This window comes from Clostridium sp. TJA032, from assembly GCF_058310275.1.
Genome location: NZ_JBZEFB010000001.1, coordinates 408,144 through 429,512 on the forward strand (window position 1 = coordinate 408,144; position 21,369 = coordinate 429,512).

The 21,369-nt window shown below is 26.7% G+C and carries 23 protein-coding genes and 1 riboswitch; of the genes, 19 read left to right on the forward strand and 4 right to left on the reverse strand.

Going from position 1 to position 21,369, the window contains the following annotated elements; genetic code table 11:
• Positions 1-2: 2 nt before the first annotated feature.
• Both folP and folK read left to right on the forward strand, forming a co-directional pair.
• Positions 3-812 carry a dihydropteroate synthase gene (gene folP / locus AC4FRL_RS01835; protein WP_491138322.1) on the forward strand — a complete coding sequence of 270 codons (810 nt, stop codon included), beginning with the start codon at positions 3-5 and terminating at the stop codon, positions 810-812.
• A gap of 14 nt (positions 813-826) precedes the next feature.
• Positions 827-1,648, forward strand: a complete 822-nt coding sequence (gene folK / locus AC4FRL_RS01840) for a 2-amino-4-hydroxy-6-hydroxymethyldihydropteridine diphosphokinase (RefSeq protein ID WP_491138324.1) — start codon at positions 827-829, stop codon at positions 1,646-1,648.
• An 87-nt stretch (positions 1,649-1,735) separates the two neighbouring features.
• Here the strand turns inward: folK and AC4FRL_RS01845 are convergent, their stop codons facing one another.
• Positions 1,736-2,200 carry a DUF4883 family protein gene (locus tag AC4FRL_RS01845; protein WP_491138326.1) on the reverse strand — a complete coding sequence of 155 codons (465 nt, stop codon included), beginning with the start codon at positions 2,198-2,200 and terminating at the stop codon, positions 1,736-1,738.
• A gap of 117 nt (positions 2,201-2,317) precedes the next feature.
• Here AC4FRL_RS01845 and AC4FRL_RS01850 point away from each other — a divergent pair, with 117 nt between their 5' ends.
• Entirely contained in the window at positions 2,318-2,758 is a 441-nt protein-coding gene (locus AC4FRL_RS01850; protein ID WP_491138328.1) for a hypothetical protein, read from the forward strand.
• A 191-nt stretch (positions 2,759-2,949) separates the two neighbouring features.
• A complete protein-coding gene (locus tag AC4FRL_RS01855) occupies positions 2,950-4,029 on the forward strand; it encodes a pyruvate kinase (RefSeq protein ID WP_491138329.1) in 1,080 nt (359 codons plus the stop codon).
• 54 nt (positions 4,030-4,083) lie between these two features.
• Here AC4FRL_RS01855 and AC4FRL_RS01860 read toward each other — a convergent pair whose 3' ends face one another.
• Entirely contained in the window at positions 4,084-4,632 is a 549-nt protein-coding gene (locus AC4FRL_RS01860) for a phosphatase PAP2 family protein (protein ID WP_491138330.1), read from the reverse strand.
• Positions 4,633-4,806: 174 nt separating this feature from the next.
• On the opposite strand from AC4FRL_RS01860, the gene AC4FRL_RS01865 reads away from it, so the two are divergent.
• Entirely contained in the window at positions 4,807-6,255 is a 1,449-nt protein-coding gene (locus tag AC4FRL_RS01865) for an ABC transporter substrate-binding protein (RefSeq protein WP_491138331.1), read from the forward strand.
• 21 nt (positions 6,256-6,276) lie between these two features.
• On the opposite strand, the gene crcB is transcribed toward AC4FRL_RS01865, so the two are convergent.
• Positions 6,277-6,663: a fluoride efflux transporter CrcB gene (gene crcB, locus AC4FRL_RS01870; RefSeq protein ID WP_491138333.1), complete on the reverse strand. Its 387-nt coding sequence runs from the start codon at positions 6,661-6,663 to the stop codon at positions 6,277-6,279.
• A 456-nt stretch (positions 6,664-7,119) separates the two neighbouring features.
• Between crcB and AC4FRL_RS01875 the strand changes: the two genes are divergently transcribed.
• Both AC4FRL_RS01875 and AC4FRL_RS01880 read left to right on the forward strand, forming a co-directional pair.
• Positions 7,120-8,571, forward strand: coding sequence for an ABC transporter substrate-binding protein (locus tag AC4FRL_RS01875; protein ID WP_491138334.1), 1,452 nt, complete (start codon positions 7,120-7,122; stop codon positions 8,569-8,571).
• A gap of 153 nt (positions 8,572-8,724) precedes the next feature.
• The gene (locus tag AC4FRL_RS01880; protein WP_491138335.1) at positions 8,725-9,453 is read left to right on the forward strand and encodes a metalloregulator ArsR/SmtB family transcription factor; all 729 of its coding nucleotides are present in this window, start codon (positions 8,725-8,727) and stop codon (positions 9,451-9,453) included.
• Between the two features lie 150 nt (positions 9,454-9,603).
• Here AC4FRL_RS01880 and AC4FRL_RS01885 read toward each other — a convergent pair whose 3' ends face one another.
• Positions 9,604-10,404 (reverse strand): phosphotransferase, encoded by an 801-nt coding sequence (locus AC4FRL_RS01885; RefSeq protein ID WP_491138336.1) that lies wholly within the window; start codon positions 10,402-10,404, stop codon positions 9,604-9,606.
• 62 nt (positions 10,405-10,466) lie between these two features.
• Between AC4FRL_RS01885 and cobT the strand changes: the two genes are divergently transcribed.
• From cobT to AC4FRL_RS01945, 12 genes are all read left to right on the forward strand, one after another.
• A complete protein-coding gene (cobT, locus tag AC4FRL_RS01890) occupies positions 10,467-11,549 on the forward strand; it encodes a nicotinate-nucleotide--dimethylbenzimidazole phosphoribosyltransferase (RefSeq protein ID WP_491138337.1) in 1,083 nt (360 codons plus the stop codon).
• 30 nt (positions 11,550-11,579) lie between these two features.
• A complete protein-coding gene (locus tag AC4FRL_RS01895) occupies positions 11,580-12,140 on the forward strand; it encodes a bifunctional adenosylcobinamide kinase/adenosylcobinamide-phosphate guanylyltransferase (RefSeq protein WP_491138339.1) in 561 nt (186 codons plus the stop codon).
• Entirely contained in the window at positions 12,124-12,879 is a 756-nt protein-coding gene (locus AC4FRL_RS01900; RefSeq protein ID WP_491138340.1) for an adenosylcobinamide-GDP ribazoletransferase, read from the forward strand. Before AC4FRL_RS01895 ends, AC4FRL_RS01900 begins: the two co-directional genes overlap by 17 nt.
• 13 nt (positions 12,880-12,892) lie before the next feature.
• Positions 12,893-13,270 (forward strand): bifunctional adenosylcobinamide kinase/adenosylcobinamide-phosphate guanylyltransferase, encoded by a 378-nt coding sequence (locus AC4FRL_RS01905; RefSeq protein ID WP_491138341.1) that lies wholly within the window; start codon positions 12,893-12,895, stop codon positions 13,268-13,270.
• A 5-nt stretch (positions 13,271-13,275) separates the two neighbouring features.
• Positions 13,276-13,920 (forward strand): histidine phosphatase family protein, encoded by a 645-nt coding sequence (locus tag AC4FRL_RS01910; RefSeq protein WP_491138342.1) that lies wholly within the window; start codon positions 13,276-13,278, stop codon positions 13,918-13,920.
• A 2-nt stretch (positions 13,921-13,922) separates the two neighbouring features.
• Positions 13,923-14,870 carry a cobalamin biosynthesis protein gene (locus tag AC4FRL_RS01915; RefSeq protein ID WP_491138343.1) on the forward strand — a complete coding sequence of 316 codons (948 nt, stop codon included), beginning with the start codon at positions 13,923-13,925 and terminating at the stop codon, positions 14,868-14,870.
• Entirely contained in the window at positions 14,867-15,931 is a 1,065-nt protein-coding gene (gene cobD, locus AC4FRL_RS01920) for a threonine-phosphate decarboxylase CobD (protein ID WP_491138344.1), read from the forward strand. Before AC4FRL_RS01915 ends, cobD begins: the two co-directional genes overlap by 4 nt.
• Positions 15,932-16,011: 80 nt before the next feature.
• A riboswitch (cobalamin riboswitch) is annotated at positions 16,012-16,189 on the forward strand.
• A 248-nt stretch (positions 16,190-16,437) separates the two neighbouring features.
• A complete protein-coding gene (locus tag AC4FRL_RS01925; RefSeq protein WP_491138345.1) occupies positions 16,438-17,355 on the forward strand; it encodes an ABC transporter substrate-binding protein in 918 nt (305 codons plus the stop codon).
• Positions 17,342-18,373 carry a FecCD family ABC transporter permease gene (locus AC4FRL_RS01930; RefSeq protein ID WP_491138347.1) on the forward strand — a complete coding sequence of 344 codons (1,032 nt, stop codon included), beginning with the start codon at positions 17,342-17,344 and terminating at the stop codon, positions 18,371-18,373. The genes AC4FRL_RS01925 and AC4FRL_RS01930 overlap by 14 nt, the downstream gene beginning before the upstream one ends.
• A 5-nt stretch (positions 18,374-18,378) precedes the next feature.
• Positions 18,379-19,134 (forward strand): ABC transporter ATP-binding protein, encoded by a 756-nt coding sequence (locus AC4FRL_RS01935; protein WP_491138349.1) that lies wholly within the window; start codon positions 18,379-18,381, stop codon positions 19,132-19,134.
• Between the two features lie 10 nt (positions 19,135-19,144).
• Positions 19,145-19,798 (forward strand): Dph6-related ATP pyrophosphatase, encoded by a 654-nt coding sequence (locus AC4FRL_RS01940; RefSeq protein ID WP_491138350.1) that lies wholly within the window; start codon positions 19,145-19,147, stop codon positions 19,796-19,798.
• Positions 19,799-19,806: 8 nt separating this feature from the next.
• Positions 19,807-21,270, forward strand: a complete 1,464-nt coding sequence (locus tag AC4FRL_RS01945) for a cobyric acid synthase (RefSeq protein WP_491138352.1) — start codon at positions 19,807-19,809, stop codon at positions 21,268-21,270.
• Positions 21,271-21,369: the final 99 nt, after the last annotated feature.

Sequence of the window (21,369 nt, forward strand, 5' to 3'; positions counted from 1 at the left end):
TTATGAAAATAGGAAATAAAGATTTTGAAATAGGAAAAAGAACATATATAATGGGAATTTTAAATGTTACTCCAGATTCATTTTCAGATGGAGGACAATATAATGATATTGATTTAGCAATAAAAAGAGCAGAGAAGATGATTGAAGATGGTGTTGACATAATAGATATTGGAGGAGAGTCAACAAGACCAACTCATACACCTGTTGAAGAAGAGGAAGAATTAAAGAGAGTAGTGCCTATAATAAAAGCTTTAAGAGAAAAATTTGATATTCCTATATCAATTGATACCTATAAGAGTAAAGTTGCAGAGGAGGCTATAAAGGCTGGTGCTAATTTAATAAATGATGTTTGGGGATTTAAAAAGGATAAAAATATGGCAAAGGTAGCTTCTAAATATGAAGTTCCTTGCTGTATAATGCACAATAGAAATGATAAAGATTATGGAAATGACATAATAGAAACAATGAAAAAGGATATGGAAGAGTGCATAAATATAGCTTTAGAAGCTGGAGTTAAGAAGGAGAATATAATTTTAGACCCGGGCATAGGCTTTGCTAAGGATTATAATCAAAATTTAGAGGTTTTAGATAGACTAGATGAGTTTTGTAATATGGGTTATCCTGTTTTACTAGGAACATCAAGAAAATCAGTAATAGGAAATACTTTAAATCTTAAAACAGATGAAAGACTTGAAGGAACTTTAGCTACAACTACTCTTGGAATAATTAAAGGCTGTGATTTTGTAAGAGTTCATGATGTTTTAGAGAATAAAAGAAATGCCCTTATGACTGATGCTATTATAAAAAGATAGGAGTTAGAGCGTTAATGGATAAGATTATTATTAAGGATTTTGAGGTTTTTGGGAATCATGGAGTTTTTGAAGAGGAAAAGAAGCTTGGACAAAAATTTATTTTAAGTATAGAACTTTTTTTAAATACTAGAGAAGCAGGAATTACTGGAGATTTAAGCAAATCTGTTCATTATGGAGAGCTTACACATAAGATTGAAGAGGAATTTAAAAGAGAAAGCTATGATTTAATAGAAACAGTAGCTGAAAAATTATGTGAGTTTATCTTAATAGAATATCCAATTATTAAAAAGGTTAAAATTTCTTTGAAGAAACCTTGGGCTCCTATATTAAGAACTTTAGATACGGTAAAAATAGAAATTGAAAGAGAATGGAATGAAGCTTATATTTCATATGGTTCTAATATAGGAGATAAGAAGTTTTATATAGAAGAGGCCTTAAAGGAAATGGATAGCTTTTATCATACTAAGATTATAAAAAAATCAACTTTAATAGAAACAGAACCTTGGGGATATTTAGAGCAAGAAGAATTTTTAAATGGAGTTTGTAAAATAAAGACCCTTTTAAATCCAAGGGAATTAATGAACTTTTTATTAGATATAGAAAAGAAATTAAAAAGGGAAAGAAAGATTAAGTGGGGGCCTAGAACTATAGATTTAGATATAATATTTTTTAATGACTTAGTAAGTGAAGATGATAAGGTTATACTTCCACATCCAAGAATGCATGAGAGAAGTTTTGTTTTAGAACCCTTAAATGAAATTGCACCATATAAAATTCATTCTTTATATAAAAAGCGTGTTTTTGAGCTTCTAGAGGAGTTAAATAGAAAGAAATAAGATTATTTTGGTGAAAAAATTTTTGAAATAAATAAACTTTTAAAAAGGATATGAAGTTTAGAATAAAATTTCTAAACTTCATATTTTTTAATGTTTTTTATTAAAGACATATCTACAAAAGGGTTCTAGTTTAAAGGCATTAGGAATGTTTTTTAAGCTTAAGTAATCCTTATTTATATCACTATTCCAAGGATAGAGTGTTATTAAATCATCTCCATAAATATCTATTACATATCTTTCCTTTTCTAAGTCAATAAATGCTTTATATAAAGGTTTATCAGGCAAAGCTTCTTCTTCTATAAAGTTAGAATCTTTTAAATTGTTTAATAAATCATAAATAATTCTTATATCTTCATTATCAACAATAGTTTCACTATATATATTCATATCTAATAATCTAATTTTTATATTATGGGAAATTTCTTCACTTAAATTTTTAGTGTGATAACTTAAGGAACTTTTGTTTTTAGAAGGAATATTAATTTTAGAACATGAAATTAATAGAAGAGAAAAACATAGGATTATTAAAAATATTTTAGTTAGTTTTTTCATATCATTTATCACCTCTTTTAGTTTAATTTATGAAACTTATGTTTTTAGTAGAACTTTTTTTAAGAAAATGAATAATATATAGTACGATTATCTTTATTTCTTTGGAGGTGATTTATAATGAAATATGCTTTAGATATAGAAGATTCTATGTTAAAGGAGTCTTTAATAAACAAAATAAAAAAAGAAGAGGATATTATTATAGATTGTTTTTCAGAAGAGGGATGTTTAGGAGAAAACTTTTTTAAAAAGGTATTATTATCTAATAATATGAACGTTGATATATTTATAAGAATAAGAAGAGAAGTAGGAGAAGAAAAAAAGATAGAAATATTAGGTGATGATTTAATTCTTAGAAGAGTTGTTTCTTTAAACTTAGAGGATTTAGTAGATTATATGGGACTTTCTCAGATGAGCATAAAAAGTGGTAAGGGACTTTATTTAGTAAAAAATTTAGAATCTTTATGCTTAATTATAAATATAAGTGATGGAGAGAAAGAGAAGATAAACAATTATAAATTAATTGAATCTTTATATAAAATAATTAAAGAAGTTAGTTAAAATACATTAAAAGTTAAAATTTTCCCTTTAAGAAGTTATATAAAGCTTTTATTTAATATAACTTCTTTTATTTTATTTAAAATGTAATATCTTATGTTAAGAATATTTAATTAATAATAAAAATATAAATAATATTTATATTTTTATTTGCATATAAATCAAATAAATATCAATATTTAATGGGGGAATATATGTATATTATAGGAAGTATAAATACAAAGTTTATTAGTAAAAGTACAGAGAGTAAAGAAAGAATATTTAATAAAATAGATAAAATAGTATTAGGAGGAGCAAATACTATTAGAATAAATTTGTCTCATGGAAATCATGAGGATGTTGAACTTTGTATAAATTACATAAAAAGAAAGTATAAAGATGTAAAAGTTTTAATAGACCTTCAAGGAAATAAAGTTAGAGTTTCTAAAAATTTTCAAGAAATTTTTAAAGTTAGTAGTGGAGAAATAGTTTATTTTTGTGCAGAGGATACGTATGACTTTTATAAAGATAAAATAAAAGAATATAGTTTAATTCCCTTAAATTTAAAAAATGATTTCCTTAAGAAAAGTAGTTTTAAAAAAATATATATGAAAGATGCTACTATGGAATTTTTAGTAATTAAAAATGAATTAGGACTAATAAAAAGCAAAGTTAAATTAGGAGGAGTTGTTAGAGCTGAAAAGGGGTGTAATCTACCAAATTTAGATAGAAAAAATTGGGGGGTTAATGAGGCTGATTTATGTGATATAAAATTTGCTTTAAAAAATAAAGTTGATATTATAGATTATTCCTATTGTTCTTATGTAGAAGAATGTAAGGAGTTTAAAAGTATAGTTTTTGAAAATTTAGAAGAGAAACAAATTATTCCAAAGCTTTGGGGGAAAATAGAAACAAAAGAAGGCGTTAAAAATATAAAAGACATAGCAAAGGAATTAGATGGCCTTGTTATAGCTAGGGGAGATTTAACAGCAGAAATTGGAAGGTTAAACGTACCTATAGTTCAGGAAAAAATAATATATTCCTTAAAAGAAGAAAAGGTAGATATAACTGTTGCAACAAATTTACTTTCTTCTATAAAAAATAAGAGTAATAATCCTACTATAGGAGAGTTAAGTGATATATATGGATTTATTAAATTAGGAATTAAGGGATTTATGTTAACAGGGGAAACAAGTACTGGAGAAAATGAAGAGTATATAGTTAAAACTCTTAAAAATATAATAGATTATTATGAGAGTTTGTTTATTAAGTTTAAGAAAAAGGTTATGAAGTAAAGCTTATTTAAAAAGATAAGTTACCTATAAATAAAATTTATAGGTAACTTATCTTTATACTTTTCTTTTGAGTTTTTTACATATTATTTTTTTATAAACATTAATTACTATTACATAACTTATATATCCTAAGATTATTCCACATAAAACATCACTTGGATAATGGACAAGTAAATATAATCTAGAAAAGGCTATTAATCCTGCTAAAGCAAAGATATAAACCCTAATGTTTTTAAAGAAATAAGCTAACATAAAGGCTGCTGCAAAGGATGCTGAAGCATGTCCAGATGGCATAGAATAACTAAGAGGTTTAGTAATAATTATATGTAAATCTGGGTATGTAGTAAAGGGTCTAGGTCTTTGAATAATATGTTTAAGTATGCCTTCTCCTAAAATTGTATCTAAAATTAAGGCACTTAAGGTAAGAATTCCTATTTTTCTATATTTTTTTGAAATAATAAGAAGTATGCTTATTAAAATCCATATAAATCCTAGATTTCCTAAGGAAGTTATAAAAATCATTATAGGGTCTAGAAATTTATTTTGAATATGATTTTGTATAAAATATAGTATATTTATATCTATATTTTGAATAAAGTGCATATTTTCACCTCCTAAAAATAATAAGTATATTGTATTACTAATCTTTTTATAAGTCTACTAAAAATAAGGAAATATGTTTATAAAAAAAAGTAAGATTATATGAAAATTATTCATTTAAAGAGTTATTAAAAGGAAATATAATGTATTTGTAGCAGTAAAAAGGAGGTCTAATGTTTGCGGAAATTAGAAAAAACTCTTTTCATAATTATTATTGTAATAGTAATTATTTTTTTTATTATATTTAATTTTTTAAAAGAAGGAGGATATATTAATAAGTTAGTAAATAATAAAACTGAACTTATATGGTATACCATAGGAATAGAACCTCCACATATGGATATGGTTGAGAAAGAAATTAATAAATATCTTATTAATTCTATAAATTCTACAATTGATATTAGATTTGTAGGATATGCAGATTTTACTAAGGTTATGGAAAATAAGACTAATAAAGGGGAAGAGTTTGACCTTGTTTTTACATCCTCTTGGGCTAATGATTATTATCCTAATGCAAAAGAAGGACATTTTTTAAAGTTAAATGATTTAATTTATGAATATGGAAAAGATTTATATAAAGCCATTGATGAAAGGTTTTTAGAGGGAGCTAAAATAGAAGGAGAAATATATGCTATACCTAATCAAAAGGAGATAGCAACTATTCCAATGTTTGTTTTTTCAAAAGAATATGTAGATAAATACAATATTCCTTATAAGGAGATAAAAACATTACAAGATTTAGAACCATGGTTAAAATTAATAAAAGAAAAGGAAAAAGACGTAATTCCTTTTTATATAGATGATAGTTATTCTGTACCTATGATTTGGGATGAGTTAAGCAAGGCCTTAGGCATTAACTTAGAAAGTAACAACTTTAATGTAGTAAATATCTTTAAAACAGAAGAAATGTTAAAAAATTTAAAGACTATGAATAGATACTATAAATTAGGTTACACAAATAAGAAAATTGGAAATTCAGGAGATTTTTCTACAAAGAAGTTTGTTACTAAAGCAGATGGTCAGCCTTATGCAGAGAAAATATGGTCTGTTAAAAATGGGGAAGAGGTTTTGGTTAATCCAATTTTAGATAGTTATATTACAAATGATTCCTTAAATGGTTCTATGATTGCTATATCTAAAAATTCAAAAAATCCTAAAAAGGCAATGGAATTTTTAAATCTTTTAAATACAGACAAATACTTAAGAAATCTTGTGAATTATGGAATTGAGGGAGTACATTATGAAAAAATTTCAGATAATAAAATAAGGTTATTAAAAGACTCTAAAAATTATATGGTTGATTATTACACTTTAGGAAATTTATTTATAACTTATACTTTAGAAGGTGAGCCAAGTAATAAATGGGAAGAGTTTAAAAAAATAAATAAGGAATGTAAAGCTTCTAAGGCTTTAGGTTTTAGATTTGATAATACTTTAGTAAAGAAAGAGGTAAATGATATTAATTTAGTTTTAGAAGAATTTACAAAAAGTCTTTATACAGGAGTAATTGATATAGAAGATTATTTAGAGAAATTTTTAAAGAAACTTAAAGATGCAGGAGTTGATAAAGTTAAGGTTCAATTAGAAAAACAATTAAATGAATGGAGAATAAAGGGAGCAGACTAATAAAAAGTCTGCTTTTTTATTTTAAAAGAAAAACTTAGCAAATTTTTGTCCTATAATAACAAATAATAAGCTACATCCTAGATTTAAAACTATATTTTGAAGGGAAAGAAGTATATTACCGTTATTTAAAAGTTTTATAGTTTCATAGGAAAAAGTAGAAAAGGTTGTTAATCCTCCTAAAACTCCTGTTGTGAGAAAAAGTCTTGCATTAGGAGAGAGTAAATTACTATTTAAACTAAATTCCATAATAAATCCTATTAAAAGTGCTCCTATAATATTTACTATTAAGGTTCCATAAGGAAAGTTTCCTTGAAAAATTTTTGAGAAAAAATTTGAAATTATATATCTAAAAAATGCTCCTAAAAAACCACCTAAACCAACTATTAAAGCTAAGGAAAAATTTTGCATATAAATTTCATCTCCTTAAATTTTAAATTTTACTTTATAATCTTAACAGAATTTTATTATTAAGTAAAAATAAATAATAATAAGATTTTTTATTATTTGTAAGCAAAATAAAAAATAAAAAACATTTATTTCATATAAATATTACAAATATTTTAAAGTTTTTAAAATATTTAAAATATTAACATAATATATATATATTATTATCTTTAAAATTAGAAGCTATAACTTAGTAATAAAGCCGTTTTTTATATTTTTTATATATTTTTCTATAATTTGACTTTTTTATTTAAATGGTATAAATTAACTATAGAAACTTTAATTTACTTAAATTTCTTACAATGGTAATTATTTTTATGAATAAAAAAGGGATTATGATTGAGATTATATCTTTGTAAACGTTTCTTGTAAGGTTAAAGTTTCTAGTTTGGTATAAGAGAAGTATGAGGGGGAGAAAAAATGCTTAGACGTAAAAAATTATTAGCATTAATTTTAGGAGGTTTAATGACTACATCCTTAGCACTAGCAGGATGTGGCGGAGCTGGTGAGCAAAGTGCAGAAGGAGGAGCAGCTAGTGAAGAACCAGTAAATTTAGTTTGGTATGTTATAGGTAAACCACAAACAGATGGAGAATTAGTTGAAGAAGAGGTTAATAAGTATATCAAAGATAAGATAAACGTAACTGTAGATATAAAACATATTGACTTTGGTGATTATAGCCAAAAAATGAATGTAATTGCAAACTCAGGAGAGCCTTATGATTTAGCCTTTACTTGTTCATGGGCCTTCCCATATTTAGAAAATGCAAGAAAAGGTGCTTTCTTAGAATTAAATGACCTTATAGAAAGTAATGGGGCAGACCTTAAGGAAGTTATAGATGAAAGACTTTGGAAGGGTGCAGAAGTTGATGGAAAGATTTATGGAGTTCCAAACCAAAAAGAAATAGCTCTAGCACCTATGTGGGTTTTTGATAAGGAGCTTGTAGAAAAGTATGATATTCCATATCAAGACATACATTCAGTAGAAGATTTAGAACCATGGTTAAAGGTAATAAAAGAAAATGAGCCAGATTTTGTTCCATTCTATACTCAAGGAGATTCAATTCCTTTAGAATTTGACGAAATAATGAGACCATTAGGAGTATTCTTTAATGATGAAACTTTAACAGTTCAAAATATGTATGAAACTGAAGAAATGAAAAATATGATGGTAAAATTAAGAGAGTTCTATGAAAAAGGATATATAAATCAAGATGCAGCAGTTAGTAATATGAAAAATGAGGTTAAGAGATTTGTATGGAAAGCAGATGGACAACCTTATGCTGAAAATGGTTGGGGACAAGCTTTAGGAAGAGAAGTTGTTACTTCATCAATAATTCCTTCATATGTAACAAACAACTCAACAACAGGAGCAATGACAGCTATATCAGCAACTTCTGAGCATCCTGAAAAAGCTATGGAGCTTATAAACTTAATAAATACTGATTCAACTTTAAGAAATATGTTAATGTTTGGTTTAGAAGGAACTCACTATGAAAAGGTTAGTGATAATCAAATTAAGAGAGATCCAAATGGACCATACAGTGTTACTAGCTGGGCTTATGGAAACTTATTTGATACTTATGTTTTAGACAGTGACCCAGCAGATAAATGGGATGCTTTTGAAGAATTTAATAAAAATGCTAAAACTTCATCAATCTTAGGATTTAAATTTAATACAGAGCCAGTTACAACTCAAATATCAGCAGTTAACAATGTATTACAAGAGTTTGAAAGATCTTTATATACAGGTTCTGTAGACCCAGTAGAAGGATTAAATCAATTAAATGAAAAATTAAAAGCTTCAGGAATAGATGAAATAAAAGCTGAAATGCAAAAACAATTAGATGAGTGGGTAGCAAATAATAAATAGTATAAATAAAAAATATATGTAGCTTAAAATAAGCTACATATATTTTTTTGCTTTAAAATCTAATTAAGGAAATACTTAATTAAAGCTTGAATTATTTATTTTAAAGTAGTAAAATTTAATTAAGGAAATACTTAATTAAATTTGAGGTGATTTATGGAGGATAAAATAAAGATATTTAAAGCTTTAGGAGATGAGACTAGAATAAAAATTCTACATCTTATAAACAAAAGAGCTTTATGTGCAAAAAAAATAGCTCTAGAACTTGGTATTTCAGAATCAGCAATTTCACAACAGATAAAAATTTTAAAAGAAGCTAATCTTGTTATTGGCTATAAAATAGGTTATAACATCCTTTATGATTTAAATTTAGAAAGTTTAGAAAGTATAAACATCTTAATTGATTATATCGTAAATGATGATAATAATATAAAAGAAAATAAATATAAAAGATGTAACATGAAATGTAAAAATAACAACTTATTAAATGAAAAAAAAGTGAAGGAGGAAAAAGAAATGAAAGTTTGTTTTCCAGTAAAAAATAATGAAGGGGTTAAAAGTGTTCCTTATGGTCATTTTGGAACAGCTCCAAATTTTCTTATATATGATTTAGAAAGTAAAGAGTTAAAAGCAGTAGGAAATGGTGATTTAGGTCATGAACATGGAAAGTGTCAACCTATAAAAGCTTTATCAGGTGAAGTAGTAGATGCTGTAGTTGTTGGTGGCATAGGTGCAGGTGCTATAAGTAAGTTAAATTCTATGGGAATTAAAGTATATAAAGCTATAGAAGGAAATATAGAGGATAATATATCTGCTTTACAAAAGGGAGAATTAGTTGAATTTTCAAGTACACATACTTGCAATCATCATGGTTGTAGTCATTAATATAGAAAAGGTATTACTAAATTTAGTAATACCTTTTTATTTATAAGAATTTAAATAGTAAACAAAATATTTATTGATTAAATAAAAATGTTTAATCAATAAAGGGAAATTATTATTTATAAATTATGGATTTATAAGATAATTAAAAGATTATAAAGTAGATAAAAGGTCATCAATTATCATATTTCCACCTAATTCATAATCATAATCTGATTTGTAATCTAAGGATTTTAAAAGACTCCAAGAGGCATTCCAAAGTTTTACCACAAATAAATATTTTTCTAGTCTTTCATTTAAAGCATAGGAATAATAACCAAAGTAACTTTTTAATAGAAAGTATCTTTTTTCTTTTTCTAACATCCAAGAAATTGTAGCTAAATCAAAAAATATATCTCCCATAGCAGAAAATTCAAAATCTATGAAGAAAACCTTATTTTTGTAATAAAGTACATTAGAGGAATTTAAGTCATTATGACATAAGCCTATTATTTTATCTTTATTTAAATCTTCTTTAAGATATAGTAGTTTCTCTAAAAGAAGATTTATTTCCTTAGGAAGTTTGTAGTTTCTTTTCTTTAAAATGTTAAAATTATTTAATATGTGGTAAAAGGGGTCAAAGATGTAATTTGTATTAAGTTTATGTAATTTTTTTAAAGAAAAGCTTAATTTTTCGATAAATTCTAGAGATGTAAAGGTACTCATATTTACCTTTGAGTTCTCTAAAAATTTACTAATTAGTATTCCATTATCTCTATTATGATATATAATAGGGGGGGATAACTTGTTTAAGGAAGCAAGAGTTAAAACAAAATTTTCCTCTAAAAAATTATTTTTATTATCTTTACTAGGTATTCTTAAGACATACTTGTTATCTTCATTCTCTAATAAATAGTTTGAATTATTAAGTCCACCTAGTTTAGTTATCTTATGCTTTTTCATTTTATTAATCATCTTAATCTCCTTATATTCTGATGAAAATATTATATCAAAAAAAGAAGGGATGGAAATAGGTAATGTTAAATGAGACATTAAAAAATATAAAAGCTTTAGATGAGGACGCTTTAACTAAAGCTAAAAAAAGAGTTGATTCTTTAGCTAAGCCTTTAGGAAGTTTAGGAAAATTAGAAGATATAGCTATTAAGTTAGCTGGAATAACTGGAAATATTTTCAATGATATTGATAAAAAATGTGTAATTATAATGTCTTCTGATAATGGAGTTGAGGAAGAAGGTGTAGCATCAGCACCTCAATGTGTAACTTTACTTCAAACAAAAAATTTTATAAAGGGTACAACAGGTGTTGCTACACTTTCAAAGGTTAATGGAACAGATTTAATGGTTTTTGATGTTGGAATTAATTCAGAGGAGATTATAACTGGTGTTTTAAATAGAAAAATATCAAAGGGAACTAAAAATATTTATAAAGAACCAGCTATGACCTATGAAGAAGCTAAAAAATCCTTAGAAATTGGAATAGAGGCTGTAAAGATAGCTAAGGAAAAAGGATATAAAATACTTGGAGTAGGTGAAATGGGAATTGGAAATACCACTACTTCAGCAGCTGTTTTAAAAGCTCTTATTAATTGTGAAACAAAGGATGTAGTAGGAAAGGGTGGTGGAATTAATAATAAATCCTTTGAAAAGAAAAAAAGAATTGTAGAAGAGGTTATTAAAAAACATAATATAAACTTTAAAGACCCAATTGATATTATATCAAAGGTTGGAGGCTATGATATTGGAGCTATGACAGGAGTATTTATAGGAGCAGCTTTTTATAGAATTCCTGTAGTAATAGATGGATTTATATCTGTTGTAGCAGCTCTTTTAGCTAATAGATTAAATCCTTTAGTTAAAGACTTTTGTTTTACATCTCATAAATCACAAGAAATAGGATATGATTTAGCTATTAAAGAATTAGGGTTAGAGCCTATGTTAGATTTAAATATGAGATTAGGGGAAGGAAGTGGATGTCCTATAGCTTTTTCTGTAATTGATTTTGCAGTAGCAATGATTAATAATATGGCAACCTTTGAAGAAGGAGATATTGATAATAGTTATTTAGAAGAAGTAAAAGATGAAGAATGTTATATTGTTTAATAATTCTTTTAATATTAAAGGAGTTAATTTATGATAGTTTTAATTATTGGAGGGGCTAAAAGTAGTAAATCTTCTTATGCTGAATTTTATAGCAGTAATCTTTCAAAAAAGGAAAAAGGAAGTCTTTATTATTTAGCAACTATGAAACCATATGATTTAGAGGATTTGGAAAGAATTGAAAATCATTTAAAAAGTAGAGAAAAGTATAATTTTAAAACAATTGAAAAGCATAGAGATTTAAATGAAATATTTTTAAAGTTTTCTAAAAGAGATACTATATTGTTAGATAGCTTAACATCTTTAGTTACAAACTATATGTTTGTTGGAAAAGACTTTAATAAAAGTGTGCATAAGACTATTTTAGAAGAACTTAAAGTTTTAGGAAATAGTGTTTTAAATTTGATAATAGTATCAGATTATGTGTTTAGCGACGGAATTAAATATGATTATTATACTGAATCCTTTAAAAGAGAATTAGGTAAAATAAATTGTGGTTTAGTTTCCTTTGCAGATGTAGTTATAGAAGCTTCCTTTGGAAATTTAATATTTCATAAGGGAAAGGAGGTTTTAGAGGGTGAAAATATTTTATAAGGCGATAAATATGACTTTAAGTATGTTTACCATAATACCTCTTCCTAAGTATGAATGGGATGATAAAGCGGCAAAGCATATAATGAAACTTTATCCTTTTATAGGATTAGTTATTGGACTTATTTGGTATTTAAGCTTTTTTATTTTAAGTAAATTAAATATTCAAGTTATTCTTATGGCAGCTCTTATTTTAACAGTACCCTATATTTTAACTGGATTTTTACATTTAGATGGTTTTATGGATGTTTCTGATGCACTTTTATCAAGAAGAGATAAGGAGACAAAGCTTAGAATTTTAAAAGATTCAACAGTTGGAGCCTTTTCAGTTATTTCTGTAGTTTTATTACTTTTAGTAGAATTTGCAGCTATGGTTTCAGTATTAAATAAAAGTTTAGATATGAAAATATTAATATTAATTCCTATAGCCTCAAGAGCAATAAATGGATATTTTATTGTAAGTCAAGAAATGATAGGACAAAGCTCCTTAGCTAAATTTTTTAAGGAAGGAACAGGAAGTATAGATAAAATAATTTTATTAGGCATTTATTTATTAGTTGCTATTGTAGCCTTTTTTACATTAGGTTTAAAGTATTTAATTTCTATTTTGTTAATGGGACTTGTTGCCTTTATGCTACTTTTAAAGGTGAAAAAAGAATTAGGTGGGATAAATGGTGATGTTGCTGGATATATTCTTGTACTTATGGAGTTTACAGGAATATTAGTCTTAGGAATTATTTAAGGAGGAGAAGCTTTTGAAACTTTTTTTTGGTGGTTCTTATAATGGGAAATTAAGATATGTGAAAGAAAATTTAGGAATAGAGGAAAAGGATATTTTTTATTGCAAGGAAGATTATATAGACTTTTCTAAAACTGTTATTAGTGGTATTGATAAATTTATTTATTTTAATTCATTAAAAGGAAAGAAATCCTTAAGTTTTTTTGTAGATAACAAGGATTTATTAAAGGATAAAATATTAATTTGTGATGAAATATCCTCGGGAATAGTTCCTTTGAAAAAAGAGGAACGATTATGGAGAGAAGAAACAGGAAAAGTTTTACAGTTTCTTTCTAAGGAAAGTGAGGAAGTTTATAGAATATTTTTTGGAATAGGAACAAAAATTAAAGGATGATAAAAATGATAATTTATTTAATTAGGCATGGCAAGACTTATTGCAACGAAAATAAACTTTATTGTGGAGTAAGTGATATCCCTTTAAGTGAAGAAGGAAAAAAAGAATTAAGAGATAAAAGAGAAAATAGTATTTTACCACAGTGCAAAATAAACTTTACAAGTGGTAAAAAAAGAGCTAATGAAAGCTTTAATATTTTATATCCAAATAAAGATTATGAAGTTATGAAAGATTTTTCAGAATATAATTTTGGAGATTTTGAGTTAAAGTCTTATGAAATGTTAAAAAATAATAAGGATTATTTAGATTGGATTTTAGATGATAAAAAAGAGGTTTCTTGTCCTAGAGGAGAATCAAGAAAAGACTTTGAAAAAAGAATGAAAAAAGCACTTTTAAATTTAATTTCAAAGCTTTATAAAGAAAAGGAAAAGGAAGCTTTAGTTCTTTGTCATGGAGGAAGTATAGCTTGTATTTTAGAGCTTTTTGAAAAAAGTAAATTAGATTTTTATTCTTATCAACCTAAATGTGGATGTGGATATAAAATAAAGGTTGAATATAATAAGGATAACTTAAACAAGGACTTTTCAAATTTAGAATTTGAAAAAGATATATTAGATAACTTAAAACTAGAAATAATAGAAAGGTTTTAGAAATGATAAAGATTATAATAGGATATGTTTTAGATTTGATAATAGGAGATCCTAATAATCCCTACCATCCTATTAGGTATATAGGAAAATTAGCTTCTAGTATGGAGAAGATTTTTAGAAAAATTTTTAAAAAAAATCTTAAGGTTGCAGGTTTTTTTGCATGGCTTTTCATAGTTTTTATAACCTTTATAATTACTTTAGGAATTGTACATATTGCAAATAAGATTAATCCTATTTTAGGAGTGTTAGTATCAGGAATACTTATTTATTTTTGTATTTCTGCTAAGGGACTTAAAGTTGAAGGACTTAAAGTTATTAAGATTTTAAAAAGAGGTGATATAAATAAGGCAAGGGAGCAATTATCTTTTATTGTAGGCAGAGATACTAAGAACTTAGATGAAGAAGCTATAGTTAGAGCAGTAATTGAAACTATAGCAGAAAATATGTCAGATGGTATTATAGCACCTTTATTTTTTGCAGGAATTGGTGGGGCACCTTTAGCTTTTTTATATAAAGCAGTAAATACTTGTGATTCAATGTTTGGATATAAAAATGATAAATATAAAGATTTTGGATTTTTTTCAGCTAAGTTAGATGATTTATTTAATTATATCCCAGCTAGAATAACAGCCTATCTTATAATTATTTCATCTTTTATTTTAAGATTTAATTGGAAAGATAGCTTTAAAATATATAAAAGAGATAGATATAACCATTCAAGTCCTAATAGTGCTCATCCAGAAGCTGCTGTAGCTGGGGCATTAGGAATAAAACTTGGAGGAGAAAATTATTACTTTGGAAAACTTGTTAAAAAGCCAACTATAGGAGATTTTAAAAAGAAGATAGAAATTTTAGATGTTTATAAAACTAATAAAATATTAAGTATGGTTTCTTTTTTAGGAATGGTTTTAGCCCTTATTATTAGATTTATTTTAGAGGTGATTATATGAATTTAGGTCATGGTGGTAATGTTGAGGAAATAAAAAGGCTTTATAATTTAAAGGAAGAAGAAATTATTGATTTTTCTGCTAATATAAATCCTTTAGGCATAGCTGAAAAAGTAAAAGAAGCTATAATTAAAGGAATAAATCACATAGAAAGATATCCAGATATAACTTACTATAATTTAAAAAGTGAAATCTCTAACTTTGAGGAAGTTTCTTTAGAAAATATAGTATTAGGAAATGGAGCAGCAGAGGTTATTTTTAATATAGTAAGAGGAATAAAACCTAAGGAAGCTCTTATAATAGCACCAACTTTTTCAGAATATGAAGATGCATTAAATTCTATTAATTGTAAAGTGAATTATTATCTTTTAAAAGATAAGTATTCATTAGATGAAGACTTCTTAGGTGAAATTAAAGAAGGTTTAGATATTATATTTTTATGTAATCCAAACAATCCAACAGGTGCTTTAATTTCTAAAGATTTTTCCTTAAAGGTTTTAGAGAAAGCTAGAAAATTTAATATTACTGTAGTTTTTGATGAATCTTTTTTAGATTTTGTTGAGGATAATTTTAAATATTCACTTGTTAAAGAATTAGATAAGTTCAATAATCTAATTATTGTTAAATCTTTAACTAAGCTCTTTGCTTTTCCAGGAATAAGATTAGGATATGGATTATGTTCTAATAAAGTTTTTTTAGACAAAATTAAGGAAGTAGAGGTTCCCTGGAGTGTAAACACCTTAGCAGATTATGCAGGAAGAGAAGCCTTAAAAGATAGAAGTTATATAAAAAGAACTGTAAATTATGTAAAGAAAGAAAATGATTTTTTATATAAGGGTCTTAAAGAGATTAAATATATAACTCCTTTTAAAGGGGCTGTAAATTTTATATTTTTTAAGGTGCATAAAAATATAAATTTAAGAGAACAATTAATTAAGAGAGGTATTATAATAAGAAGTTGCAATAACTATAAGGGACTAGATGATAGTTTTTATAGAGTAGCTGTTAGAACTAGAGAGGAAAATAAAAGGCTTTTAGAAGCGCTTGCACAGATTGAAATATAAATCATTTATATATTAAAAAATTTTAATATTAAAGCTTATAAAGAGTGTTTGACAAGGATAAAATATAATAATATAATCAAAATGATTAACTAATAATTGGTGCGATTTTCGCTTAATAGGGAATGAAGTTAAAGTCTTCAACTACCTCAGTAACCGTGAAGCAGACAAAATCTCAATATGTCACTGCAAGCTTGTTGTGGGAAGACGAGATGGAGGATGAAGCAAAGTCGGGATACCTGCCTTTTATTTAAGTACTACTGTCTTCTGAGGGTAGGATAGTAGGGTGCGTAGTACCTAAATATGCCTAACATACCTTCTTTAGTGGTATGTTTTTTTATTTTCTACGTAGTAATCTAAGCCTCAAAAAAATATTTTAGTTTTTAAGTTTTATGAACAAATATTTGATTTGTTGAGACTTAGGAAAAATTAAATAATATAAGTTTCATAGGTTAAAGAAATTTCCTTCATAAGCTTAAAAAACTATAAAGTAAAATTGGAGGAATAGTATGAAAAACTTTAAAAAAGTATTGTCATTATTAATGATAAGTATGATGGCATTACTAATCTTTACTGGCTGTGGAAGCAAGACAGTAACCATGAAAGACATGGAGGGAACTGAATTTACAGTACCTAAAAAAATTGAAAGGATAGTTTCAACGGCTCCATCTAATACTGAAATATTAGTTGGTTTAGGTCTTGCTGATAAAATAGTTGCTGTTGATACGTATTCTGCTGATGTTAAGGGATTAAATCCTGATATTCCTAAAATAGACTTTAGAAATCCAGATGCAGAGGCTATAGTAGCACTTAAACCAGATGTAATAATAGCTTCAGGACATAATAGAACAGGAAAAGAAGATCCATTTAAGGCTTTAAAAGAAGCAGGAATACCAGTTGTATATATTCCAACTAGCGAAAGCATTGATGGAATATATGAAGATATTGATTTCTTAGCTAAGTTAACAGGAACAGAAGCTGAAGGAAAGAAAATGGTTGATTCTATGAAGAGCGAAGTAGATAAAATAAAATCTATAGGCGAAAAAATAAAAGACAAGAAAACTGTTTATTTTGAAATTGGCTCTGGCTCAAAACTTTATAGTTTTGGAAATGATACTTTCTTAAATAACTTATTAGATATAGTAGGTGCAGAAAACATATTTAAGGATGAAAAAGGATGGATATCTCCAAGTGAGGAAGCTGTAATAAAAGCTAATCCAGATGTTATATTAACAAATGAAAGTTATATTGAAAATGCTACAGAATTAATTGCTAAACGTCCAGGTTGGAATTCAATAACTGCTGTTAAGGATAATAAGATATTCTTAGTAGATAATAATGCATCATCACGTGGAAGTCAAAATGTGGTAACTGTATTAAAACAAATGGCAAAGGATATTTATCCAGAAGAGTATGCAGGAATCTAAAAAAAGAAAATTGCTAATATTACTATCTATTCCATTAGTTATATTAGTATTATGTATCGGAACTTCCTTTGGAAGTTCCGATATTAATATATGGGATACTATCTCTATAGTAGGAAATAAGATTTTAAATATTCCTCTTAGAGCAGGGATAAAACCAGAGGACGTAGCAATTATTTGGGTAATTAGACTACCAAGAGTATTATTAGCTTTTGGAGTTGGAGCTTCTCTTGCGGTTAGTGGAGCTATAATTCAATCAATATTAAAAAATCCTTTAGCCTCACCTTATACCTTAGGAGTATCTTCAGGTGCTTCTTTAGGTGTTGGAGTATATATAGTTCTTGGAATTTCAATTCCTTTTATAGGAAACTTTGCAATGCCTGTTATAGGATTTTTATGTGGGGTTTTAACTGTTTTTGCAGTTATAATTTTTTCAAATAAGGTAGATAAAGGGCTTTCAAATAACACAGTAATATTAGCTGGTATGGTTTTATCACTTTTTACTAGCGCTGTGTTAACTACAGTAACATCCTTATGTAGTGAAGATTTAAAGGCTATTACAATGTGGCAAATGGGTTCCTTTGCTATGAAAAGTTGGTCATATGTAATTGCAGGAGTTCCCTTTTTAATAATAGGTATTTTTATGGCCGTAAAATATACAAAAGAAATGGACATACTAAGTTTTGGAGAAGAAGGTGCTAAGGCTATAGGAGTTGAAACTAAAAAGGTTAAAAAGTCTTTACTTATAGCTGTAGCAATTTTAACAGGAAGTGCTGTTGCTTTAAGTGGTGTTATAGGATTTATAGACCTTATAACTCCTCATATAGTTAGAAAAGTATTTGGAGCAAGTCATAAAGTTGTAATTCCTATGTGCATAGCCCTTGGGGGAACGCTTATGGTTTTAACAGACTTAGTTTCAAGAACACTAATTGCCCCTTCTGAGTTACCTGTTGGAGCAATTACAGCTTTAATTGGAGCACCATTTTTTGCTTATCTATACTTTGGAAAAAGAAGTAGGTGATATTTTTGTTAGAAGTTAAAAATTTATGTTGTGGATATGATGGAAATGAAGTAATTCATAATATATCCTTTAGCGTAGAAAGAGGAGAAAATATCTCTATAATAGGACCTAATGGTTGTGGAAAATCCACAGTCTTAAAAGCTTTAGCTAACCTAATAGAGTATAGTGGAGAAATAAAGTTAGATGGTGTAGAGATTAAGAATATAAAAAGAAAAGATTTAGCTAAGAAAGTTGCTTTAATGAGTCAAAATTCTGAAGTTTATTTTTCTTACACTGTTTTTGAAACTGTTTCTTTAGGTAGATATGCTCATATGGAGGGTATGTTTGCTAGCCTTACAAATCATGATAGAGATATAGTTTTAAGATGTATTGAAAGTGTTGGGCTTTTAAATGAAAAGGATAGATTAATAAATGAACTTTCAGGTGGGCAACTTCAAAGGGTTTATTTAGCTAGGGTTTTTGCTCAAGACCCAGAGATATTACTTTTAGATGAGCCCACAAATCATTTAGACTTAAAATGTCAAATAGAAATTTTAAGTCATATAAATAAATGGACAAAAGAGAAAAATAAAACTGTTATAGGTGTTTTGCATGATTTGAATTTAGTTCAGATGTTTAGTGAAGATGCACTTTTGATAAAAGAAGGCAAAATCTATAGTAGTGGAAAAGCACAGGACATATTAAATAGTCCTAAGATTAAAGATGTATATAAGATAGACATAAGAAAATTCATGCTAGAAGCATTAGAAAGATGGAAGTAGGTGTAAACAAATGAAAAAGAAGTTTGTAGTATCATATAGTTGTGGAAAGGATAGCACATTATCTTTATATAGAATGATAAAGGAAGGACATGTTCCTGTAGCTTTATTAGTTACTGTAGATAAGAAGGTTTTAAGAAGTTGGTTTCATGGAATACCAGATAAATTATTAAAAGATGTATCAAAATCTTTAGATATACCTTTAGTTTTAGTTGCAAGTAATGGAAAAGAAAATTATGGTGAAACTTTTATTGAAGCTTTAAAGAAAATAAAAGAAGAAAAAGGTGCTGAAGCTTGTGTTTTTGGAGATATTGATTTAATGGCTCACAGAACTTGGTGTGAAGATAAATGTGAGAAGGCTGGACTTGAAGCTATTTTTCCACTTTGGGAAGAAGATAGAGAAAAATTAACTTATGAATTTATAGATAGTGGATTTAAAACTGTAATTAAAAATGTAAAATTAAGTATTCTAGGAGAAGAGTTCTTAGGAGAAGTTTTAACTAAAGAAGTAGTTGAAAGATTAAAAGCTGCAGGTTCAGATGCTTGTGGTGAAAATGGAGAATATCATACCTTTGTTTTTGACGGTCCTTTATTTAAGGAAAAAATAAGCTTTGAAACTGGAGATAATATATTAACTGAAACTCATGGATTTTTAGATATTAAGTAGGTGTTTTTATGAAGTATAAAAGTATAATGCTTCTTGGAACAGCATCTTCTGTAGGAAAAAGTACTGTTGCAGCAGCCTTTTGTAGATATTTTAAAAAAAGAGGATATAGTGTTGCTCCCTATAAGGCTTTAAATATTTCTTTAAATTCCTTTGTTACGAGAGATGGGGATGAAATTGGAAGAGCTCAAGTTGTACAAGCTGAAGCTTGTGAAATTGAGCCTAAAGAATATATGAATCCTATTCTTATGAAACCAAGTGCAGGTTTTAAAACTCAAGTAATAGTTAGAGGAAAAGTTTATTGTACTATGGATGCTTATAAATATAAGGATTTAAATAAGTATCTTAAGGAGAAAGCAAAGGAAGCTTATTTTGATATTTCAAAGGACTATGACTTAATAATTTTAGAAGGTTCAGGAAGTTGTGCTGAAATAAATTTAAGAGAAACTGATATTGCAAATATGCATACTGCTAAAATGGTAGATGCTGATGTTATTTTAGTGGCTGATATAAATAGAGGAGGAGTTTTTGCTTCTATTGTTGGAACTATAATGCTTTTAACTGAAGAAGAAAGAAAAAGAGTTAAAGGGGTTATAATAAATAAATTTAGAGGTAAAAAAGAATTTTTCAAACCTGCCATGAAGCAGATTGAAGAAATAATAAAAATACCTGTTTTAGGAGTTATGCCTTATTTTGATTTGGATATAGAAGAGGAAGATAGTGCTTCTATTAAATTGAAAAAATATGAAAATAGTAGTATAGACATAGCAATAGTTAAGTTGCCACATATGTCAAATTTTACTGACTTTAATGCTTTAGGAAGAATAAAGGATGTAGGAATAAGGTATGCTGAAAATCCTAAAGATTTAGAAAAAGCAAATATGATAATAATTCCAGGAAGTAAAAATACCATAGATGATTTAATTTATTTAAAGGAAAATGGTTTTAAAGATGCTATAATAAATGAAAAAAATAAAGGTAAGTTAATATTAGGTATATGTGGAGGATATCAAATATTAGGTGAGAGGATAATTGATTCAATTGGAGTTGAAGGAGATATTAGAGAAGAAGAAGGTTTAGGCCTTTTAGATATAACAACTTCATTTAACAAAGAAAAAACAACAAAACAAGTTACTGCCTTTGACTTAGAAGGAAATATATTTACTGGTTATGAAATTCATAATGGCGAGAGTATTCCTACTGTTGAAGAAAATATATGGTTAAAAGAAAAATGTGGAAATGTTTTAGGTATGAAAAATACTGAAGGAAATGTTTTTGGTACTTATATTCATGGAGTTTTTGACTATGGAAGTTTTGGAGAAGAACTTATAAATAAGTTGAAAAAAGATTTGAATCTAGAAAAAAGCGAAGAAATAGATTATAAGGAATATAAACTTAGCCAATATAATAAGCTTTGTGAACTTTTAGAAGAAAATATAGATATGAAGTATGTTGAAAATTTAATAAAAAATTAGCTTTAAAAAGAGTATTAAGTAAAATTACTTAATACTCTTTTTTATTAATTATATTTTCCTATTTGATATATACCTAAATCTTATGTATTATATATATAT

Bases quoted from the DNA above. Each gene is read 5' to 3' on its own strand.
- folP (WP_491138322.1), top strand. From the start codon at position 3: ATGAAAATAGGAAATAAAGATTTTGAAATAGGAAAAAGAACATATATA.
- folK (WP_491138324.1), top strand. From the start codon at position 827: ATGGATAAGATTATTATTAAGGATTTTGAGGTTTTTGGGAATCATGGA.
- AC4FRL_RS01845 (WP_491138326.1), bottom strand. From the start codon at position 2,200: ATGAAAAAACTAACTAAAATATTTTTAATAATCCTATGTTTTTCTCTT.
- AC4FRL_RS01850 (WP_491138328.1), top strand. From the start codon at position 2,318: ATGAAATATGCTTTAGATATAGAAGATTCTATGTTAAAGGAGTCTTTA.
- AC4FRL_RS01855 (WP_491138329.1), top strand. From the start codon at position 2,950: ATGTATATTATAGGAAGTATAAATACAAAGTTTATTAGTAAAAGTACA.
- AC4FRL_RS01860 (WP_491138330.1), bottom strand. From the start codon at position 4,632: ATGCACTTTATTCAAAATATAGATATAAATATACTATATTTTATACAA.
- crcB (WP_491138333.1), bottom strand. From the start codon at position 6,663: ATGCAAAATTTTTCCTTAGCTTTAATAGTTGGTTTAGGTGGTTTTTTA.
- AC4FRL_RS01875 (WP_491138334.1), top strand. From the start codon at position 7,120: ATGCTTAGACGTAAAAAATTATTAGCATTAATTTTAGGAGGTTTAATG.
- AC4FRL_RS01880 (WP_491138335.1), top strand. From the start codon at position 8,725: ATGGAGGATAAAATAAAGATATTTAAAGCTTTAGGAGATGAGACTAGA.
- AC4FRL_RS01885 (WP_491138336.1), bottom strand. From the start codon at position 10,404: ATGATTAATAAAATGAAAAAGCATAAGATAACTAAACTAGGTGGACTT.
- cobT (WP_491138337.1), top strand. From the start codon at position 10,467: ATGTTAAATGAGACATTAAAAAATATAAAAGCTTTAGATGAGGACGCT.
- AC4FRL_RS01895 (WP_491138339.1), top strand. From the start codon at position 11,580: ATGATAGTTTTAATTATTGGAGGGGCTAAAAGTAGTAAATCTTCTTAT.
- AC4FRL_RS01910 (WP_491138342.1), top strand. From the start codon at position 13,276: ATGATAATTTATTTAATTAGGCATGGCAAGACTTATTGCAACGAAAAT.
- AC4FRL_RS01915 (WP_491138343.1), top strand. From the start codon at position 13,923: ATGATAAAGATTATAATAGGATATGTTTTAGATTTGATAATAGGAGAT.
- cobD (WP_491138344.1), top strand. From the start codon at position 14,867: ATGAATTTAGGTCATGGTGGTAATGTTGAGGAAATAAAAAGGCTTTAT.
- AC4FRL_RS01925 (WP_491138345.1), top strand. From the start codon at position 16,438: ATGAAAAACTTTAAAAAAGTATTGTCATTATTAATGATAAGTATGATG.
- AC4FRL_RS01930 (WP_491138347.1), top strand. From the start codon at position 17,342: ATGCAGGAATCTAAAAAAAGAAAATTGCTAATATTACTATCTATTCCA.
- AC4FRL_RS01940 (WP_491138350.1), top strand. From the start codon at position 19,145: ATGAAAAAGAAGTTTGTAGTATCATATAGTTGTGGAAAGGATAGCACA.
- AC4FRL_RS01945 (WP_491138352.1), top strand. From the start codon at position 19,807: ATGAAGTATAAAAGTATAATGCTTCTTGGAACAGCATCTTCTGTAGGA.